Annotated in this window: 20 protein-coding genes; 2 read left to right on the forward strand and 18 right to left on the reverse strand. The window is 49.3% G+C overall.

The features are described 5' to 3' along the window. Nucleotides 1–5 precede the first annotated feature (5 nt). The 3 genes from JK216_RS08815 to cysJ are packed head-to-tail and all read right to left on the reverse strand — an operon-like array spanning nucleotide 6 to nucleotide 4,272. Nucleotides 6–740 (reverse strand): phosphoadenylyl-sulfate reductase, encoded by a 735-nt coding sequence (locus JK216_RS08815; RefSeq protein WP_212709462.1) that lies wholly within the window; start codon nucleotides 738–740, stop codon nucleotides 6–8. 11 nt (nucleotides 741–751) lie between these two features. Then, nucleotides 752–2,464 carry an assimilatory sulfite reductase (NADPH) hemoprotein subunit gene (cysI, locus tag JK216_RS08820; protein ID WP_212710374.1) on the reverse strand — a complete coding sequence of 571 codons (1,713 nt, stop codon included), beginning with the start codon at nucleotides 2,462–2,464 and terminating at the stop codon, nucleotides 752–754. Next, nucleotides 2,464–4,272: an NADPH-dependent assimilatory sulfite reductase flavoprotein subunit gene (gene cysJ, locus JK216_RS08825; protein ID WP_212709464.1), complete on the reverse strand. Its 1,809-nt coding sequence runs from the start codon at nucleotides 4,270–4,272 to the stop codon at nucleotides 2,464–2,466. Before cysJ ends, cysI begins: the two co-directional genes overlap by 1 nt. 273 nt (nucleotides 4,273–4,545) lie before the next feature. On the opposite strand from cysJ, the gene queD reads away from it, so the two are divergent. Continuing rightward, nucleotides 4,546–4,908 (forward strand): 6-carboxytetrahydropterin synthase QueD, encoded by a 363-nt coding sequence (gene queD / locus JK216_RS08830; protein WP_212709465.1) that lies wholly within the window; start codon nucleotides 4,546–4,548, stop codon nucleotides 4,906–4,908. A 69-nt stretch (nucleotides 4,909–4,977) separates the two neighbouring features. Here the strand turns inward: queD and queE are convergent, their stop codons facing one another. From queE to JK216_RS08905, 15 genes are all read right to left on the reverse strand, one after another. Then, complete coding sequence (gene queE, locus JK216_RS08835; RefSeq protein WP_212709466.1) at nucleotides 4,978–5,649, reverse strand: 7-carboxy-7-deazaguanine synthase QueE; 672 nt, start codon at nucleotides 5,647–5,649, stop codon at nucleotides 4,978–4,980. A 115-nt stretch (nucleotides 5,650–5,764) separates the two neighbouring features. After that, nucleotides 5,765–7,438: a vWA domain-containing protein gene (locus JK216_RS08840; protein ID WP_212709467.1), complete on the reverse strand. Its 1,674-nt coding sequence runs from the start codon at nucleotides 7,436–7,438 to the stop codon at nucleotides 5,765–5,767. A 44-nt stretch (nucleotides 7,439–7,482) separates the two neighbouring features. After that, nucleotides 7,483–7,872, reverse strand: a complete 390-nt coding sequence (locus tag JK216_RS08845) for a hypothetical protein (protein ID WP_212711565.1) — start codon at nucleotides 7,870–7,872, stop codon at nucleotides 7,483–7,485. A 13-nt stretch (nucleotides 7,873–7,885) separates the two neighbouring features. Further along, nucleotides 7,886–8,491, reverse strand: coding sequence for a tight adherence pilus pseudopilin TadF (tadF, locus tag JK216_RS08850; RefSeq protein WP_212711564.1), 606 nt, complete (start codon nucleotides 8,489–8,491; stop codon nucleotides 7,886–7,888). After that, complete coding sequence (locus tag JK216_RS08855) at nucleotides 8,460–8,975, reverse strand: TadE/TadG family type IV pilus assembly protein (protein WP_212709470.1); 516 nt, start codon at nucleotides 8,973–8,975, stop codon at nucleotides 8,460–8,462. The genes tadF and JK216_RS08855 overlap by 32 nt, the downstream gene beginning before the upstream one ends. A 21-nt stretch (nucleotides 8,976–8,996) precedes the next feature. Next, complete coding sequence (locus tag JK216_RS08860; protein WP_212710378.1) at nucleotides 8,997–9,734, reverse strand: tight adherance operon protein; 738 nt, start codon at nucleotides 9,732–9,734, stop codon at nucleotides 8,997–8,999. A gap of 4 nt (nucleotides 9,735–9,738) precedes the next feature. Next, complete coding sequence (locus JK216_RS08865; RefSeq protein WP_212711563.1) at nucleotides 9,739–10,590, reverse strand: type II secretion system F family protein; 852 nt, start codon at nucleotides 10,588–10,590, stop codon at nucleotides 9,739–9,741. Nucleotides 10,591–10,592: 2 nt separating this feature from the next. Further along, a complete protein-coding gene (locus tag JK216_RS08870) occupies nucleotides 10,593–11,513 on the reverse strand; it encodes a type II secretion system F family protein (RefSeq protein WP_212710381.1) in 921 nt (306 codons plus the stop codon). Between the two features lie 18 nt (nucleotides 11,514–11,531). Next, nucleotides 11,532–12,806 carry a CpaF family protein gene (locus tag JK216_RS08875; RefSeq protein ID WP_212710382.1) on the reverse strand — a complete coding sequence of 425 codons (1,275 nt, stop codon included), beginning with the start codon at nucleotides 12,804–12,806 and terminating at the stop codon, nucleotides 11,532–11,534. Then, complete coding sequence (locus JK216_RS08880) at nucleotides 12,806–13,927, reverse strand: hypothetical protein (protein WP_212707770.1); 1,122 nt, start codon at nucleotides 13,925–13,927, stop codon at nucleotides 12,806–12,808. Before JK216_RS08880 ends, JK216_RS08875 begins: the two co-directional genes overlap by 1 nt. A 16-nt stretch (nucleotides 13,928–13,943) precedes the next feature. Next, complete coding sequence (locus JK216_RS08885) at nucleotides 13,944–14,384, reverse strand: hypothetical protein (RefSeq protein WP_212707769.1); 441 nt, start codon at nucleotides 14,382–14,384, stop codon at nucleotides 13,944–13,946. A gap of 10 nt (nucleotides 14,385–14,394) precedes the next feature. Beyond that, the gene (locus JK216_RS08890) at nucleotides 14,395–15,753 is read right to left on the reverse strand and encodes a pilus assembly protein N-terminal domain-containing protein (protein ID WP_212711562.1); all 1,359 of its coding nucleotides are present in this window, start codon (nucleotides 15,751–15,753) and stop codon (nucleotides 14,395–14,397) included. After that, nucleotides 15,750–16,517, reverse strand: a complete 768-nt coding sequence (locus JK216_RS08895) for a hypothetical protein (RefSeq protein ID WP_212711561.1) — start codon at nucleotides 16,515–16,517, stop codon at nucleotides 15,750–15,752. The genes JK216_RS08890 and JK216_RS08895 overlap by 4 nt, the downstream gene beginning before the upstream one ends. A 12-nt stretch (nucleotides 16,518–16,529) precedes the next feature. Then, entirely contained in the window at nucleotides 16,530–16,949 is a 420-nt protein-coding gene (locus JK216_RS08900; protein WP_212711560.1) for a prepilin peptidase, read from the reverse strand. Nucleotides 16,950–17,007: 58 nt separating this feature from the next. Beyond that, nucleotides 17,008–17,250, reverse strand: a complete 243-nt coding sequence (locus JK216_RS08905) for a Flp family type IVb pilin (protein WP_212707765.1) — start codon at nucleotides 17,248–17,250, stop codon at nucleotides 17,008–17,010. A 473-nt stretch (nucleotides 17,251–17,723) separates the two neighbouring features. Here JK216_RS08905 and JK216_RS08910 point away from each other — a divergent pair, with 473 nt between their 5' ends. After that, complete coding sequence (locus tag JK216_RS08910; protein ID WP_212710383.1) at nucleotides 17,724–19,106, forward strand: PLP-dependent aminotransferase family protein; 1,383 nt, start codon at nucleotides 17,724–17,726, stop codon at nucleotides 19,104–19,106. The last annotated feature ends 46 nt before the right edge of the window (nucleotides 19,107–19,152 follow it).

Below are 19,152 nucleotides of genomic sequence, written 5' to 3' on the forward strand. Positions count from 1 at the left end.
AACCATCAGCCTTCGTGCAGGCCACACTCCCGCTTTAGCCCGAAGAAGCGGGTTTCTTCCTCAGCCATTCCCGGCTCCCATTTACGGGTCGTGTGGGTATCGCCGACCGACAGATAGCCCTGCTCCCACAGGGGATGGTATTGCAGGCCATGCTGTTTCAGATACTGATAGACCTGGCGGTTATCCCAGTCAATGATCGGCAGCAGTTTAAAAACACCACGCTGAATTGATAATACCGGCAGCCCGGCACGGCTCTGAGACTGTTCACGGCGCAGCCCGGCAAACCACCCTGATGCCTGTAAGGTCTGCAGGGCACGATTCATCGGTTCAACCTTGTTCAGCATATTGTACTTTTCGATGCCTTCGACACCCTGTTCCCATAGTTTTCCATAACGGGCTTCCTGCCAGGCCGCGGATTCGCGGGCACGGAACACCTGCAGGTTCAGCTGTAATTGTTCCGTCAGTTGATCGATAAACTGATAGGTTTCCGGAAAGAGGTAACCCGTATCCGTCAGGATCACCGGAATATCCGGCTGCTGACGGGTCACAAGATGCAGGCAGACCGCCGCCTGGATACCAAAACTGGAGCTGAGGACCACCGGGCCGGGTATATTCTCCAGCCCCCAGACGACCCGTTGCTCCGCACTCAGAGTGTCCAGATGCTGGTTTACCTCCGCCAGCGCCTGTTGTTGCTGTGATTTGTCCAGTGCATTGAGTGCTGCTAATTGTAATTCAGCCATTATCGCCTCCGTTACTCCCAGAAATCCCGCGCCGGATCCAGTACCGGTCTGACCACCTCACTGCGGATCAGAAAATCACCGAAACCTTCTTCCGCCTGACGTTCTGTGGCCCAGCGGCCAATCAGTTCGTCCAGCACCGCCAGAACCTCTTCCGGAGTAATATTTTCGCGGTACATCCGCGGGATACGCGTACCGATACGGTTACCGCCAAGATGCAGATTATAGCGTCCGGGCGCCTTACCGACTAAACCGGCTTCGGCCAGTAATGCCCTGCCGCAACCATTAGGACAGCCAGTCACACGCAGGACTATATGCTCATCGGCCATATGGTGACGCGCCATAATTTTTTCCACCTCATCGACAAAAGCCGGCAGAAAACGCTCAGCTTCGGCCATGGCCAGCGGACAGGTCGGGAATGCCACACAGGCCATGGAGTTTTCACGCTGGGTCGTAACTGACTCCATCAGACCATGTGCCCGTGCCAGTGTTTCGATGGCCTGTTTCTGATCTTCCGGCACCCCGGCAATAATCAGGTTCTGGTTCGCCGTCAGCCGGAAGTCCCCCTGGTGAATTTTCGCAATTTCGGCAACGCCGGTTTTGATACTGGCCTGTGGCGAATCCAGCAAACGGCCATTTTCGATAAACAGTGTCAGATGCCACTTACCGTCAATCCCTTTGATCCAGCCGAAACGATCGCCACGGGTAGTAAATTCATACGGGCGGATCGGATCGAAACGGATCCCGGCACGCTTTTCGACCTCTGCTTTGAACACATCAACCCCGACGCGTTCCAGGGTATATTTGGTTTTCGCATTTTTACGATCAGTCCGGTTGCCCCAGTCACGCTGGGTAGTCACCACCGCTTCTGCAACATCCAGGGTTTTATCCAGCGGCAGAAAACCGATTTCACTGGCGGTGCGTGCATAAGTCGCTTTGTTGCCGTGGTCAATTGATAATCCCCCGCCTAACAGCAGGTTAAAACCCACCAGTTTGCCATTTTCGGCAACAGCCACAAAGTTCATATCATTCGCGTGCAAATCGACATCATTATTCGGCGGGATAACGACCGTGGTTTTAAACTTACGTGGCAGATAGGTCGCCCCGAGGATCGGTTCCTGGTCAGTGGTGGCCACTTTCTCCTGATCCCACCAGATTTCCGCATAAGCGCGGGTCTGTGGCAGCAGGTGTTCAGACAGACGTTTTGCCCATTCATAGGCTTCCTGATGCAGTTCAGACTCCACCGGGTTAGAGGTACACAGAACATTACGGTTAACGTCGTTGGCCGTAGCCAGTGCATCCAGTCCGACGTCATGCAGCATCTGATGGGCCGGTTTCACGTTTTTCTTCAGAATACCGTGAAACTGAAATGTCTGGCGGTTAGTCAGACGGATACTGCCATAAAGGGTTTTATCGGCAGCAAAACGGTCAATCGCCAGCCATTGTTGCGGGGTGATGATGCCGCCAGGCAACCGGCACCGCAGCATCATGGCATGACGCGGTTCCAGTTTCTGCTCAGTACGGCTGGCACGAATATCACGATCATCCTGCTGGTACATACCATGGAACCGTATCAGCAGAAAATTATCTCCGCGGAAACCGCCGGTCAGTCCGTCGGACAGATCGTCAGTAATGGTGCCACGCAGAAAATCACTTTGTTTTTTAAGACGCTCAGCATCAGTGAGCTTGCCTTCCACGACCAGTGGGCCCGGGGTTTTATTACTCATTAGTACACATCTCTCTGGTAACGGCGCGATATGCGCAGCTCACTCAAATATTCGTCGGCAGCATCCCGGTCCATCTGTCCGTATTCGGCAATAATATCGACCAGTGCCTGTTCAACATCTTTCGCCATCCGTCCCGCATCTCCGCAGACATACAGATGTGCACCTTCTTCAATCCAGCGCCAGACGTCAGCACCTTTTTCCCGTAGTTTGTCCTGCACATAGATTTTTTGTGGCTGGTCACGGGACCAGGCAAGATCGATATTGGTCAGCAGACCGTCTCTGACATATTTTTGCCATTCCACCTGATAGAGGAAATCTTCAGTAAAGTGCGGATTACCAAAGAACAGCCAGTTTTTACCGCTGGCCCCGTCGTTATCCCGTTGCTGAATAAAAGCTCGGAACGGGGCAATACCGGTACCCGGACCAATCATTATTACTGGCGTTTGCGGGTCAGCCGGCAGGCGGAAATTATCGTTATGTTCAATAAATACCCGGACTTCCCCCTCTTCCGGCAGACGATCGGCCAGGAATCCGGAAGCACCACCACTACGCGGACGGCCTTCAACCTGGTAACGCACAGTACCCACCGTAATATGGACTTCGTCTTCGGTTTCAGCCTGCGATGAAGCAATGGAATATAAGCGAGGGGTCAGCGGACGCAGCAGGTCTGTCAACTGTTGTGCCTGTAATTCTGTCGGCGCATGACGCACCATATCGACGATCGGCCATTGCTGTGCATAGGCCTGCAGTGCCGCTTTGTCATTAACCAGTGACAGTAACTCACTGTTACCGGATAAATGGGCATATTTTTCGACAATCTGCGCGGTATTTACTGTCAGTTCAAAATGCAGTTGCAGTGCCCGGACCAGCGGCATGCTCTCACCTTTGATACTGATTTGCTGAGCGCCGTCGAGCCACAATAATTTCAGTAACTCTTCTGCCAGCTGTGGATCATTTTCATACCAGACCCCCAGAGCATCTCCGGGACGGTAACGTAATCCGGAATCGCCTAAGTCAATTTCCAGATGACGGATATCTTTTTCTGAATCATTACCGGTGATCTTCTGATTCACCGACAGAGACGCAACCAGTGGCTGCTCTTTGCTGTAGGGAGAACTGTCAATTTCATCACGGGCACCACTGGCGGCCTGTGCAACCTGCCCGGCAGATGCTTGCGGTAAACGCTGCTTCAGCAGCGAAACAATCTGTTGCCGCCACTGATCCGCGGTGGCACTGAAATCAACATCCGCATCGGCGCGAGCCAGCAGCTGTTCAGCCCCCAGCTCCGCCAGCCGCTGATCGAAATCTTTACCCGCCTGACAGAAAAATTCATAGGACGAGTCCCCCAGACCAAATACCGCAAATGCGGTCTCTTTCATGGCCGGCGCTTTCTTTGATAACAGGTACTTGTGTAAGGCAACGGCCTCTTCCGGCGGTTCCCCTTCCCCCTGTGTAGAGGTCACTATTAGTAGGATTTTTTCGCGAGCTATCTGCTTAAATTTATAATCGCCCGCATTCACCAGACTGACGGTGACTCCTGCCGCCAGCAGCTCATCACGCAGCTGTTCTGCCAGCCGCCGTGCGTTACCGGTCTGAGATGCGGAAATCAGGGTAACCGTCGGGGCCTGATCCACAGCCGCTGCCACCGGAGACGCAGTGCCGGCTGGTGCAGGGTTATCTCCACTGATCCGCCCCCAGAAATAACCTGAAAGCCAGGCCAGCTGGGTAACGGAAAAATCCTGTGTTGTTGCTTGTAGTTGTGCCAGCTGTTCCGCCGAAAGCGGGAGCTGTGGGGCCTGATTGGTCATTGCGTTTATGATTCCAGTATCATCGGCGGAAAAAAGGAGTAAAGAAAGTAAGGTTAACTGTAAAAGTATGCACACAAAAGACAGCTTATGCATATCACATAACCAAATTAGCTAAATGGTTTTTTCGTTAAAATTAACCGGAAAAAGTGGTAAGCAGCACCAGACGTTCACCGGCAGCAGATAACTGCCTGCAAAAGGCAAAATAACCGGGAAAAATGTGAGGCGGGGAGAGTTTTACGGTAGAATCTGCGACTTTAACACTCGGGAATTATTATGCCAGTCACCACACTATTCAAAGAGTTTCAGTTTGAAGCTGCCCACTACCTGCCCCATGTCCCGGACGGACACAAATGCGGCCGCCTGCACGGACACTCTTTTCTGGTCCGTCTGGAAATTACCGGCGAAGTGGACCCGCATACGGGATGGGTGATGGATTTTGCCGAACTGAAAAGATTATTCAACCCCCTGTATGAACAACTGGATCACCACTATCTGAACGAAATTGACGGGCTGGAAAATCCGACCAGTGAAGTGCTGGCCGTATGGATCTGGCAGAAAATGAAACCGCTATTACCGTTACTCAGCGCGGTTATGATTAAAGAGACCTGTACTGCCGGGTGTACTTATCGCGGATAATACACATTTACCGGTAAAGCACCGCGGATCATGGCTGATCCGCGCACTGCTGGCGGTATTTCCCGCCGATCAGGCAATATTCAGATACTTATGGGTCTGCATAGAGAGACGCCAGTTTCTTTCAATACAGGTGCTGATACACAGCTCTGTCGCCTCTTGCTTACAGCTGATCGGCTGTAACGCAATCACCCGCAGTTTATCGTCCTGTAGTTGTGCCAGTAACGCGTCCAGCGCTTCAATATCTCGCTGACGGGCGACCGGGTGTTTGATTTCATCCGCCCGGATAAGTGCCTGCGGCAGTACATCATAGCCACCACGCATATTCACTTTAGGCGATACAGTGACAAAGGTCTCTGCGGAACAGCGGACAGGGTGAGTACCGCTGGTTTCTATCTGGCAACGATAGCCGAAAGCTTCCAGTGCTTCGGTCAGTGAACAGAGATCATAGATTGCCGGTTCACCGCCGGTGATCACTACGTGACGGGCCGTCCAGCCCTGATCACTAATCATTTTCAGTATCGTCAGGGCATCTGCATCACCCCATTTATCGCTTTCAACAGTTTTGGTCAGAATATCGCCTACCGGCACAGCATTTTCCGGTAACTTATCCCAGGTATGTTTAGTATCACACCAGCTGCAGCCAACGGGGCAACCCTGCAAGCGGATAAAAATTGCCGGCACGCCGGTAAAAAAACCTTCCCCCTGAAGGGTTTGGAACATCTCATTGATCGGGTACTGCATTTATGGCTCATATCTGCGGTTCAGTAATCGGCTATTATTACAGATCCTGCGCCGCAGATCATGTCAGATCCTGCGGCGTGCCGCCGCAGGATTCATTGGCTGACAGGTCGCCTGATTAACTGGACGTCAGATGACCGGTTTCATCGGTAATAATACCTTTAATCAGTTTGATTAAATCATCGCGCTGAGTGGCCGTTTTAGACCGGGCGGCACCGGTACAATTTTCCCCCCAGTATTTCACCCAGGTACGGGCGTTGGTGGTGGAAATATAATAGAGTTCGACTTTACCGGCATTGGTCTGCGGACGGGCCAGAATGCCTTCTTCTATTTTCTGACACAGCTTGTAGCTTTTCAGCCATTTATCGGTAGTGATTTGCGGGTAACGGCTCTCCTCACCGTCAGACATCATAATAAAAACTTTACGCCGGTTACTGCCTTCCATCATTACCGGCACCGAACGGATTAACGCCGCGGATAAATGTGTCCAGCCCGAAGGTTCCATATTCTGGAACTGATCCAGCGCCGGTTTAGAATCCGTTAACGGTATCAGCCAGGAAGCGGCACTCTGGTTAGTCAGATCATTACCGGTACTGTGTTTCCACCAGCCGCCCTGCTGGCACATCTGGTAATAAGGCCGGTAGGCGGAGGACGCACTTGAGGCCGTTGACCACAGCATCGGGAAAGTGATAATCGCCTCATCGGAGAACATTTTATCCAGTGTCGCCGTGTAATTGATCGCCTCATCATGTTCGATGGTGTAAGCCGATTTCTGGGTGGTGAACACTCTGGCGGCTTTCGCATATTCATTTTCGATCAGTCGCAGAGACTGCGCCGTAAAAATATCTTCCAGCTGATTACGGGGATCTGCAGGTTGCGGATACTTATCCCGCGGGTCAAAACAGGAATACTGAGCCCTGCCTGTAGTTTTCCCGTAACTGTCATTTTTACGACACCACTGATTACGCATCGCCGCTTCACTGAGCACCGGCGCAGACTTCGCTACATATTTCTTATAAAAATCATAGCGGGCCGTGTCCATATCGTACGTCATGCCATTCAGGCTGCCGGAAGCCAGTTTAGTCGAGACACTTTTATCACTCCAGAACGGGTAATTAATATTCCAGCCGTCATTAGGCACAAATAATACCGAGCAGCCAACGTTTTGCCCGCCGCGCTGGTTGGTTCCCGGCATGATCACTGAAACTCCGGTACTGAAAGGTACAATCGCAATCTTCGACTCCGGGCTGTTTTTCAGTACAAAATCTGTAATTTCAGCAAACACACTTTTCAGTATTCTGATCCTGGTCCCCCTTTGTGACGTAGAGAAATCCACCACAAATACATAGTCGGCGGGTTTCGAGACGTACTTATTCACATTGCCGCTGCCGGAATTAAGTGAGTAGCTGCTCTTACCGGCTGTCACTGTCTGGTAAGTAAACAGCAGTGGCAGATCCATGGCGATATCCACGCTATAGCGGGTATAACGGGTATCGGAAGAAGGTAATTTCTGATTCTGTACGACGTTAAATTTTATTTCAGGAATGGTTTTCAGGCCGGGGAAATAATATTTTATCCAGGCTTCAACCATTGCACGGTTAGTTTCAATTTCTTTCAGCCCTTCGGCGGTTTGTGTGTCGTTTGCCAGGGTCGCTGCAGAGACCGCCAGGGTTGCTTCAGAAGCCGCATCCGCCATTCTGGCTTTGCCGGACATCATCGAAACACTGTTAATCCCGAGGGTCATCAGCCCGACCAGTATCGGCAGCAGTATCGCCATGGGAATAATCATCACACCGCGTTCACAGCTGAACCGTCTTAACACAGATAATCGTTTTTTTATAAACATTTCCGTATGTCTTCCGCTGTCGTTAAGTTATAAAATATGCGGCGACTTCCCTGAATACAAAACAGTGCCGGAACCGCAACTGGCCGGTATTTCGCCACCCAAATGCCCGCCGGATCTTTAAGATACCGCGCCGGTCCTGAGCGGAGGTACCCCGACGGGTTAATATCTATCATCGTCACTTCCAGTTTTCGTGCCAGCGTGGTACTCAGATAGAGTTGCTGATTAATTTCTCTGCTGAGCCGGTTAGATTCCGGAATCTCACTGTTAAGAAAAATCACTGCCTGAATCTTAGCGGTAAATGCACTCCGCTTAGCGGCGGCCTCTGTGACTGTCAGAGGAAAAAAACAACTGCTGAGCAGTAACAGATGCGGAAACTTCATTATTACCTCCTGCTCAGCGGGCCAATACGATATTAGATACCGTAATTGTTTCCGGCAGGGCACCGACAGCACTCAGTAATCCCGATAAGCTGCCTGCCGGGGCAGGCACACTTAAGGTGACCTGATATAAAGGTACCCAGCGCCCGCGGATACTCATCGGCGACAGTTCCGCATACCGGGTCAGGGCGCTGGCAGAAGTGCTACATTTTGCCGCACCGGCGGTCATTTTCTGATACTGGTCGACCTGACGCCGGGTCGTCACCTCTTTAAAACTGAGGCTTTCGACCTGCACACACAGCGTTTTGACACTGTTGTCCCCGGCCATAAACCGGGCCAGTTCAGCAAGCTGACTGACATCACTGCTGGTCAGGGTTTCCCGGCCGTCATACAGATTAACCCGCTCTCTGATCACCGAAGCCAGGGAATAATTTATCCGTTCAGCTTTGCTGCGTGTCATCAGCCAGAATCCGTAATCCAGCGCCGCACAGCTCAGAATCGTCAGTAAGGTAAAAATAAATGCCGCTTCCACCAGCACTGATCCTTGTTCTGACTTTCCCTGCGCGAGAATGCTCTGTTTCAGCCACATATCACTGGTCTCCCCGCTCATATTCCTGCACATACACCAGTTTTCTGCTTAAAGAAGCATCCAGCATTGCAACCAGCTTTTTCACCGCACTGTTATTATCAAAAGCGAATAACAATGGCCGGTAGCGATAACCGGCACTGTAAATTGCCAGCGGATATTGCTGGCCCGCACCGGTAAAGCAATTCTCTTTCAGCGAGTCTTTTACCGAACGGCAATAGGTCACTTTCAACGTAAAGTTTTTCGGATCGACAAACATTTTCCAGAATGCACTTTCCTGAGCCACATTCGCGGCAAATAACGCCGTGTAGTCGCCATTATTCTGTTCAGTACGGGATGTCATTCTCGCGGCTTCTGACAGGGTCAGGTCGAGAGAGGCGGAAACATAAAGAAAACGGTTTATTTCAAAAATAAGAAAAATAAAAAATACGAAGATAATAAAAATTAACGAAAACTCTATGGTGACCACCCCTTGTTCACGGGAGAGACGCTGTCGTAATCTTTTGAGTACTGTTCGCATAACCGGCTCCGGTATTTATCCTCAAAAACTTTCAACCCTGAAAAGATCCGCCACCAGCATATCTGGATTTTTAGCATAACTGCCACGTTTGATAATCTCTTTGGCATAACGCAGATCACCGGTTTTCACCAGCGCAAATGCCAGATTACGATCCAGTTGCGGGTTACGGTAACCGCGCAGATAAACCGGTAATAACATCTGTACCGCCTCGTGATAACGTTTCTGAACGATATAGATCATGGCAATATTATTCACTACCGATTCTTCCTGAAAATACGCATTTCTCGCCAGCCCGAAACTGTCGAGGGCCCCGTTCAGATCACCCATTTCAGCCTGAATGACACCTTTCAGGTTCAGGGCCTCTCCGCTATTGGGGTTTTTATTTAACGCGATGCCGATAAAGTTCAGCGCTTCTTTATATTTCCTCAGGGAATTAAGATTTTTACTCTCCAGCAGATACACTTTCATATCAGCACCGGATACCATCAGTTTCTGCAAATGATATAACGATGACTGAAAATCACCGGCCTGATAATAGTATTCGGCCAGCTGATATCTTATTTGTGGCGAGTTATTTTTTTTCAGTTCCTCCTGCTTCATTTTAATCAGACCGGAATAATTTCCTGTTTTTAACAGTATCTGTTCACTCGCGGAACCATCACTGAGCGCAAATTTTTTACCGGCAATTGTGGTCGTCTGGTTACAGCCTGTCAGCAACATAAAGAGAACTGTTATTACTGTCGGTTTTACTAGTTTCACGTTATTAATTCCCCATATTCCCCATCAACCTCATGACCCCCGGTGCTGCAACGATAATAATGACCGGAAACATAAAAAACAGAATCAGTGGCACACTCATCTTCGCTCCGAGCTGACCGATTTTTTCTTCGGTCGCCAGTAACTGAACCTCTCTGATTTCCCTGGCCAGCTCAACCAGCTGTTCATACATTGATGAGCCGTACTGAATACTTTGTTGCAGCATGGCGCAAAACATCCGGGTTTCTGCTGACGGTAATTCACGATAAAAATGCTCCAGAGCAACACTCAGTCCGCTGACCTCGGTACGTCGGACCAGACGACTGATAAAAGGAACAAAGTCAGGATTAATTCCGGACATCTTGTCAGATAAAAATTTGAATGCCTGCTCAATGGTCATACCGCACTGCACACCGATAGCCAGTAATTCGATCATCCAGGGTAGTTCAGCACTGAGTGTTTTGACCCTGCGTTTGACAAACACCGACCTCAGCATGCCCGGCAAAATAATCGTCGATACCAGACTTATCATCGCCGCCATCAGCAAGGATTGCCGGCTGAGAGGCTGTCCGGAAAAAAAGGCCCCGGCCACCACCAGCATAAACATCCCCATGGCCAGCAATCCTTTGTAAGCCATATTGGCATCAAGCTTGCGGTAAATATTCAGCAGCGGATTATTCTGTTCCAGCACTATTTCCGTATGATGGTGTTCTTTCAGTTGCTGAATTTTAAGTTTATGTACACTGGCATCAGCTACAGTTAACGCCTGCTGTAATTTCCGGTTCCGTATTTTTCTCAGTAACAGGTTCCCGGTAATTACCAGCACAATTACTATCATCATTACCAGCATCGGGTTCATGGTTATAATTTCCTCATCAGAAATTTAATGACCAGCAGTCCGGTGACTTCACTGCCTATCAGGTAATACAGCAATACGCGGCCCTGCTGGTCTTCAAGTACAAACTGGAAGTTCTCCGGGCTGATAAACTTTAGTAAAATCAGAAATACAAAGGGAATGGCCCCGGTGATCTTTGATGACATGCGCATTTCTGAGGTCATCGACAGCATTTTTTTCTCCATAGCAATGCCGTTAGAGATAGACCGCTGAAGTTTGCCCAGCACCTCACGCAACCGGCCACCGCTGTTGATATTCAGCAGGATAGCAACAATAAAAAAGTAATATTCGCGATAGGGGTAATTGCGCCACGACTCCATAAATACAACCTCCGCCTGCTCGCCAAAGTTAAGTCGCCGCGAAATAACCGAAAACTCACGTGACAGGCCGTTGTTCCGGCTCTGGCTGTAATCAGACATTGCCTGCAAAAATGTCCGTCCGGAGGTAATTGCTCCGCCAATCGTGGTCAGTGCTTCACTGAAATCGAGTGAAAACTGCTGGTAATGGCGTTTTTTAATAATTTTATAAAACACCAGGTAACAGGCAACCAGACTGGCGGCAGCAACCCAGCTCAGGGGCAGGCCGATATACAGAGCATTAAGCGCCAGTATCGCCATCGCTATTAATAACGGGATAGTCAGATTTTTAATCAGCGCACCGGTACTGCCGGCATAAAAAAGCCGGAAGATCGCGGATAACTTATCCGTAATACCGGTTTTCAGCCGCGAGATAATCGGGGTTTCCTCAGACACCCGGGCGGTTTTCTGGCTGATAATTGAGAGCAGCATCTGCTTCCGCTGTCCGGAATAAGATAAGGATTTGCGGGTAAACTGATTACGTTGCAACACAATCAGCAGACATAACCCCGCCATTATCAGCAGTAACATGAATAACAGATTCATTGCCTACCCAAATACAGTTTTTAGTAAATCATCGCAGCCATATGCTTTGGCCCGCCGATAAACACTGGAACGAACAGAAAATCCGGGGGTAGTAAAACGCCCCACAACTTTGCCCTGGACACTGTCATCCACGGCAAAGCTGAAAATATCCTGCATAACAATCGTGTCGCCTTCGAGGCCCATCACCTCAGTAATATGGGTAATTTTTCTCGACCCGTCGTACAGGCGGTTAGTCTGGACAATAAGATTAATTGCCGAAGTAATATTGCGTCGGATAGCATCCACCGGCAGGTTAAGGTTGGCCATCATTACCATGTTTTCCAGCCTGGCGAGCGCATCACGTGGCGAGTTAGCATGCAGGGTGGTCATAGAACCATCATGGCCGGTATTCATCGCCTGCAACATCTCAAAAGTTTCACCGCCACGGCACTCTCCGACAATAATCCGGTCTGGCCGCATACGCAGGGTGTTAATCATCAGATCACGCATTGTGATCTGGCCGCTATTTTCAGCCCCGGCCATACGAGTTTCCAGCCTCACCACATGCTGTTGTTGCAGTTTCAGTTCTGCCGCATCTTCGAGAGTAATAATTCGCTCATCACTATTGATATGCTGTGATAATGCGTTCAGTAAGGTGGTTTTCCCCGAACCGGTTCCGCCGGAGATAACGATATTGGTCTGACAGCGAACCGCGATCGACAGAAAATTCGCCATCTGTTCACTCATTGCTCCCCAGCTCACCAGATCCCGCAGGGTACGTGACACATTACTGAATTTACGGATGGAGATCGAAGTCCCGTCGAGAGCCACAGGGTTTATCACCACATTCAGCCTGCTGCCATCCGCCATCCTGGCATCGACCAGCGGCTGGGATTCATCAACCCGCCGTCCGACACGACCGACCAGCCGTTTGGCAATTTCCGTCAGCTGCTGGTTATCAATAAAGCGTTTACCGGTGAATACCAGCTTCCCGCTGCGTTCGACAAAAATATTGTCCGGGCCATTGACCAGAATATCGCTGACCGATTCATCTTCCATTAACTCCCGTAATGGTCCGACGCCCAGTATTTCATCAGCCATTGAAGATGCCAGCTCTCTGGTTTCCTCCGAAGGTAAATACTGGTTGTGCTCAACACTGGTGCGGTGGATCACCTGCGATATTTCGCGGATCAGCGCGGTGCGATCATCCAGTAATTTATCGATCAGATCGAGCTCCAGCCGGGGCAGTGCCAGGCTGCGTAACTGGCGGGACAACTCCGCATATTTCGGGTTCACCATTAGTCAGACCTCCCTGTAAGCCGCTGCTTTACTGCTGAAAATAATGATCCTGGTAACTCTTTTTTCTTGCCTAACAACAGGTAACTTATATTTTGTAAAACCCGCCGCTGCTTACCACTAAAGTCGATATTCAGTGACGGATCACCGGACTTCAGCATATAAGGCACCGTGACATCAGCAGGCTGGCCGACGAGGTCACCGGCCTCACGGGCATTCACCTCGCCACTGACTTTGGGGTGATGCTGATTAAAACAGAGGTAAAGGCGTTTAATGCCGTTATGACTGCTTTGCAGGTGGGCATTCGCTTCAAGGATTTTTTTAGCCACCCGAACTGAGGAGAGATTCCGGTCACAGACCAGCAAGACACAATCAGAATGGGTCAGAACATTTTCAATGTCTTCATCAGCAGCGTTATAAGCGCTGAAATCAAAAACCACACACTGGTGACGATCGTAGACCGAATTATTGAAACGCCAGGCATGACTTTTTTCTTCATACATGGCAAAGAAATTATTCTGCAACAACGTCACTTCATTACTGATCGATACCCGGGAAATCAGGTCCAGATTGCGGCTGCCGCCGCTGCCCTGTACCAGCAGAGTCGGTGACTGACGTAACCTGGCGATATCTTCTGCAATATGGTAACTGAGCAAGGAGGTCCCTATACCACCTTTACAGCCAAGAATAGCGATTTTGACGGCGCTGGTCATATCTCTGCCAGGCTGATTTTTTGCTGATATCAGCGAACCAATACGATTCAGCTGTGACGGATAGTGACAGTAAAAAATCCCCTGCTGCAGATAACTGTCTGCCAGTATCAGAGAGTCCTGGGCACCGACCGCAATCTGTATTGCAGTGCGCGCAATATGTAACTCCATCAGCCGGGCAACAGATTCCGGTGAGTCCTGAGGGGTGACTTCAAAAATCACCACATCAACATTGGCTGATTCCGTGTAATGTTCAAGCTGTGGTACCGTCCCGGTAAAGCGGCGAACTTCGCCACTGTCCCTGATAGCCAGTTGTTCACAGACTTTCTCCATCACGGAAGGCGTGGCGGCGATCACCAGCACGCTTTCTGTCGGTGTATCCTGCCGTTTATCACTGGACGAAAATAACAACATCCGGCCTCCCTGCCAGTCAGTTTATGGTGGTTTCACGCCGCTGTGAGGCTTTAAGATTATTGTCTACTGCACAGCCAATATCCGGATAAGTATCAAAACGATAGGTGCTTTGCTGTGACTGACACAGCGAACCATTTTTTTCTGTATTCAGCATGATACTGACCAGCGCAGCAGTCTCTGCACTATTTTGTGTCGGTTGCTTCTGCAACTGTACATATTCAGGTGAAATTCCCGCACTGATCAGCCGCTGTTTAATCCGTTTCGCCAGTTGATCCGCATCACTGAGATACCACTGCACAGTCAGCCCGCCCCCGAGATACTGATGGAACGAGATAACCTCAGCCACCAGTATTTCCTGGTCAATATCACTGCGCCCTTTCAGGCTAAACTGGTACCCCTGAGCGGCAAGACCAAAGCCGCTCCATAATCCGATTAACAGCAGAATCCATTGCCGCATAACTGCCTCTCTAGTAAATAAAGCCGCCCTGTTCTATAAAACTGATTACACCTTTTTCTGCACTGCTGCCGGTCACATTACTGATATTAAAATAGCGCTCCAGCAGGCTGCTACGCTGCCATGCAGGCAAAGTGACCTGGCTTGAGGAGACAGGCCGGACCAGATTAATGGTCGCCACCACCACCAGCTCTGTTTTTTCCCGGCGCGCTGCTGTCGAACGGAAAAAGGCACCTAATACCGGAATATCACCAATAAAGGGGACTTTTTTCAGAATTTCCTGCTCAGATTCACTGAGTAATCCCGCCAGTACAAAGCTCTCTCCGTCAGCCAGTTCAACCGTTGTTCTGGCTTTACGGGATTTCAGGGCAGGTAAATAATAGGTGGAATCCGTCGAGGTACTTTGGTCATCGACATTACTCACCTCCTGATAAATCATTAACTTAACTTTCTGACTGTTTTCAACTTTCGCCCCGATAGTCATCCTGACGCCAATCTCTTTATATTCGACACTGGTCCCATTGGAGGAGCTGGTCATAATGGGGATTTCTCCGCCGACCAGAAAATCAGCCGTCTCACCTGACAGTACCGATAAATTTGGTTCAGCAAGTACCCTTGCCACCGATTCATTGCCGAGGGCATGGATCATTGAGGTTAACTCACTGGCGTTAAAGCGGAGTTTATTCAGCACAAAGTTCCCGACGTCCAGTGACTGCCCCCATTCAATGCCCAGGGTATCGCTGTAACTTTTATTCAGCTCAACGATGGATATTTTGACATTTACCTGATTGGCCTGCGGAAGTCGCATACGGTTCTGCAATTTTTTGTAGCTGATTTGGGTCAGGGACGGAATTTTGATATCGCCCATATTTTCGGTAGATATCCGCACCACTTCCGTATCGGCTTCCATTCCCAGGGCTTCGCCGACAATCTGATAAATACTGTCTCTGCTTTCTTCATCTACCGCGATACCCGCCAGGATATAGCTGTCCCCGACTTTTTTGAGTTCAATGGTTGAACCGGGAAACTGGTCCTGAATCTGTGCCGCCAGCTTACCGACCAGCGGATCGACCACCACCTGAATTTTGCGCGTCACATCATTCTGTACCAACAGGATCTCGCCAATACCATTCTGAATACCGTAGATCACCACTTCACGATCACTGATCAGGTTATAATCGACAATTTCCGGATCAGTGGTGAAAACCGTATCAATGACCGTATTCATTTTCAGGGTTCTGGCACTCCCTTTCGCCAGGTACAGAGTCTCTGCAGCGGCACTGGCGGACAGTAAGACACTGAGCAGCAGCAGGCCGCTCAGCCAGAAGTACAAACGGGGAATGGGGTTAATCAGTCTGACCAGAAAATTCATTTAGCTGCTCCTTGCTGTTCACTCAACGTCTTCCTCTGAACATTACCGGTCCCCCCGGGAAACAGAATAATGTCGTATTTCCGGGTCACCCTGTATAAACGTTTCAGGTCCGCAGGGCTCAGTTCAAGATCAAGGGACAGACTGCCGGTCACTTCTCCCTTATTACCGCTTTCTATCAATGATTTACGCTCCAGTAATGAAGGCGCTGCTTTTTCAGGGCGGCTGATCACCCTTCGCGATTCAAAAATGCGGAAAAAACTGAGTGATGATTCTCCGTATAACAGGCTTTCGCTGTTTTTACGCCGTGCTTTGGTATTTTCTGAGGAAAACCGCAAATATACATCGACGTAATCACCTGCACGCAGTTGCTGTAACGCACCGGTAAATTCCTCATTAACGACAATGTTGTAACGGATCATATTGGCCGCCGCGAGTTTGTTCTTTGGATCATCAACACTGACATCTGCCGGACTGATCCGCTCTCCTGGCGCTTTATCTGTTACCAGAAACATCCCGCGCAATGATTCAGGAGATTCTTCGGTGGCCTCCCGGCTATCGGCAGGCAGGAACTCGGTTTTAATCACGAAATCCTCATCCCGCAGCAGGCTGCCTGTGGGCAATATCTTTTCGCTGACAAAATAGCTGACCTGCATCAGCGGCTCCGGTGCAGAACTCTGCGGTGGCGGGCCGCTATTCATCAGCAAGCCAAAAGCCCCGACAATAAGTAATAAAACAGCCAGAATTACTAATAGTCTCTGGTTCACTGGTTGTCCTGTTTATCCCAAAAGGTGAAGTAAATAGCCGATACTTATTGCAACCCCGTAAGGCAGGGTCATCGTTTTTCTGGCCGGTAACACCAGCCGCAGTACAACGACAACCAGAATCAGTGGCACCCCGGATAAGGTTATCCATAATATAAATTCGGGTATCTGGCCTGCAGGAACAGAAAGACTGAGTGCCGCAATAAGCTTTATATCTCCCGCACCGATCACATTGACGAACACCAGTAAAAAACCGACGATTAACACTATTAACGGATAGAGTAAATTTAACGAGCCAGTACTGGTGATGGATAATAAAGCTGAAAACAAAGCCACCAGAAAGACAGCCTTGTTTTTTATTTTTCTGTTAGTGATATCTGTATAACAGACGGATAACAGCACTATCCCTAACAGCAAAAGAATAAATACCTTCATACGTATTTCAGAATAAGGAGGATAACTGCTCCTCCTTATAGACAGGTGATGTCATTTATCAAGGATTCGCTTGTTTGATATTATCTGCCAGCAGGGTAAATTTATCGGTAATCGCTTTCAGGAATGGCGCATCCTGAGAACCAAACAGCGTCAGCAACATACCGCTGACCGCCACAGCAATCACTGCATATTCAATGGCCGTCACGCCATCTTCCTTACGCATTACCTGAAATGCACGCCGGCCGCTTTCAGTCACGAAAAGCTGAGCTTTCAGAGATAACGAGGTCAGTTGGTTAATCATTTTCTTCATCCTTAAATATAATATTACCTATTAAATATAATTAATATTAATGCTCCAGACTCTGTGCCCCGGCATCCCGGGTCACCCTAAAATAATACGATCCGACCCCGAATATACAAGTAGCAGAAGTTAAATTAAAAAATGACACTGTTTATATATAAAATATAATCTGACACAAAGCAGTCATATAAACCAGCTATTAGATTTTAGTTATTCTCAAATAACGTAACATGAGCATACGCGACATTTAATTTCATAGGAAAAATTCATAACAAATGAAACTATATCCAGACTATGAATACCTTCCTCCTGATGGAAGGATAAATGAAATGATCAACACTAACAATGCATGGATATTTTAAAACAAAATGATAACAATAGTTTATTTATCTTGCGAAATACTTTCTCATCGTGCTATTTATATCTGCAAATAAAAATAATAACTAAGTGATATTCATAGGGAACATGTATCGATGCAAAGCAAACAAGCGATTAAAAAACAAATTATTGATGATATCAGCCAGATGATTTTTTCAGGTATCCTGAAACGGGGCGACTTTTTACCCTCCATACGGATCATGAGTGATCGATATAACGTCTCCCGCGGGACGGTGCTGGTGGTCTATAAAACTCTGGAGTCTCTTGGCTATATCCAGGGACATGAACGCAGCGGTTATCTGGTGATCAGCGCCCCGGAAGGCCGTGATCCTCAGCCACAAATCGGTAAGACGGCCGAAAAACAGCCACCGCACAGCGAAAAAAAGCCCCCGGTGACCGCAGCCTATCAATCGCTGGAACGTCATAACCGCACACAATTACCTAAGCATTTTATCCGCCGCTGGTGTCTGGGCAGCAGCTCTCCCCAGTTACAAACCGGCTGGAATCGCTGGGAAGTCAGCGATAAACGGCTGAAAAACAGTTTATGTCGCTTTATTCTGATCTCACGGGGTATCTCTCTGCTGCCAGAGAATATGGTGTTATCTTCCGGGATGCAGGAAGCACTGTTACTGATCGGCGCCAGTGTTGCCAGTACCCGCCAGCAACCCACCATTCTGGTAGAAGATCCCTGCCCGCTGCATGTTCGTGAACTGTTCCGCAGCCTCAATTTCCGCGTACTTCCGATAGCTGTCGATCAGCAAGGGATCTGTGTCGCAGATTTCCCTGCGGCTGGCGCTGACCTTATCTTTACCTCACCGGCGCGTCAGTTTCCGATGGGGGTCTCTCTCAGTGACAGCAGACGCCACACCCTGTATGAATGGGCATGTCGTCATAATGCATTGATCATAGAAAATGACTGCTTTGCGATGCTGGGCTTTGGCCAGTCCGTGACCCCGGCCCTCAGGCATCAGTACCCTGACCCGCATATCATCTATCTTACCCATCTGGCTGAGCTGACCGGCAGCGGTATTAATGTCTGCTGTATCGCCGCATCTCCGCAATTTATACAGCTGATACGGCAATTTATCCCGTTACTGACCAGTGATACCAATCCGCTGACCAGTGCGCTGCTCAGTTCGTTCCTTGATTCTCCGCACTTTATGAAATACCTGACCGGCCGGTTGCAAGCCCGGCAACAGAAAGTGGCTCTGGCACAGGAAGGAATACAGCAACGATGGCCGGGTATGGATTATGATGGCAGCGAAAATAGTGGATTCCTGACTTTTCATACCGGGATCCGTCAGTTGCCCGAAGGGCTGATTAATCGTTACTTTTTTCCGGTAGATATCTTTCGCCTCGTCCCGCAGGAAAAACGGCAGGCACGGGCCGGGATTATCTATCCGTTTGATTTACTCAGTTTCGCGGAGATAGAGAAAATTAATCTGCAGTTACAGGATGCGTCAGACGTCTGTTATTAAAATCCGCACATAAAAAAGCCCCCGGGCCCTGAAGCGCCGGGGGCTG

The organism is Tatumella sp. JGM94, assembly GCF_018257595.1.
Lineage (GTDB): Bacteria > Pseudomonadota > Gammaproteobacteria > Enterobacterales > Enterobacteriaceae > Tatumella > Tatumella punctata.

What these genes read in the sequence shown, in the direction of transcription:
- JK216_RS08845 (WP_212711565.1), bottom strand. Translation starts at nt 7,872, where the DNA reads ATGAAGTTTCCGCATCTGTTACTGCTCAGCAGTTGTTTTTTTCCTCTG.
- JK216_RS08815 (WP_212709462.1), bottom strand. Translation starts at nt 740, where the DNA reads ATGGCTGAATTACAATTAGCAGCACTCAATGCACTGGACAAATCACAG.
- queE (WP_212709466.1), bottom strand. Translation starts at nt 5,649, where the DNA reads ATGCAGTACCCGATCAATGAGATGTTCCAAACCCTTCAGGGGGAAGGT.
- JK216_RS08885 (WP_212707769.1), bottom strand. Translation starts at nt 14,384, where the DNA reads ATGCGGCAATGGATTCTGCTGTTAATCGGATTATGGAGCGGCTTTGGT.
- queD (WP_212709465.1), top strand. Translation starts at nt 4,546, where the DNA reads ATGCCAGTCACCACACTATTCAAAGAGTTTCAGTTTGAAGCTGCCCAC.
- JK216_RS08910 (WP_212710383.1), top strand. Translation starts at nt 17,724, where the DNA reads ATGCAAAGCAAACAAGCGATTAAAAAACAAATTATTGATGATATCAGC.
- JK216_RS08905 (WP_212707765.1), bottom strand. Translation starts at nt 17,250, where the DNA reads ATGATTAACCAACTGACCTCGTTATCTCTGAAAGCTCAGCTTTTCGTG.
- cysJ (WP_212709464.1), bottom strand. Translation starts at nt 4,272, where the DNA reads ATGACCAATCAGGCCCCACAGCTCCCGCTTTCGGCGGAACAGCTGGCA.
- tadF (WP_212711564.1), bottom strand. Translation starts at nt 8,491, where the DNA reads ATGTGCAGGAATATGAGCGGGGAGACCAGTGATATGTGGCTGAAACAG.
- cysI (WP_212710374.1), bottom strand. Translation starts at nt 2,464, where the DNA reads ATGAGTAATAAAACCCCGGGCCCACTGGTCGTGGAAGGCAAGCTCACT.
- JK216_RS08865 (WP_212711563.1), bottom strand. Translation starts at nt 10,590, where the DNA reads ATGAACCCGATGCTGGTAATGATGATAGTAATTGTGCTGGTAATTACC.
- JK216_RS08900 (WP_212711560.1), bottom strand. Translation starts at nt 16,949, where the DNA reads ATGAAGGTATTTATTCTTTTGCTGTTAGGGATAGTGCTGTTATCCGTC.
- JK216_RS08870 (WP_212710381.1), bottom strand. Translation starts at nt 11,513, where the DNA reads ATGTTACTGCTGATAATGGCGGGGTTATGTCTGCTGATTGTGTTGCAA.
- JK216_RS08880 (WP_212707770.1), bottom strand. Translation starts at nt 13,927, where the DNA reads ATGTTGTTATTTTCGTCCAGTGATAAACGGCAGGATACACCGACAGAA.
- JK216_RS08855 (WP_212709470.1), bottom strand. Translation starts at nt 8,975, where the DNA reads ATGCGAACAGTACTCAAAAGATTACGACAGCGTCTCTCCCGTGAACAA.
- JK216_RS08890 (WP_212711562.1), bottom strand. Translation starts at nt 15,753, where the DNA reads ATGAATTTTCTGGTCAGACTGATTAACCCCATTCCCCGTTTGTACTTC.
- JK216_RS08875 (WP_212710382.1), bottom strand. Translation starts at nt 12,806, where the DNA reads ATGGTGAACCCGAAATATGCGGAGTTGTCCCGCCAGTTACGCAGCCTG.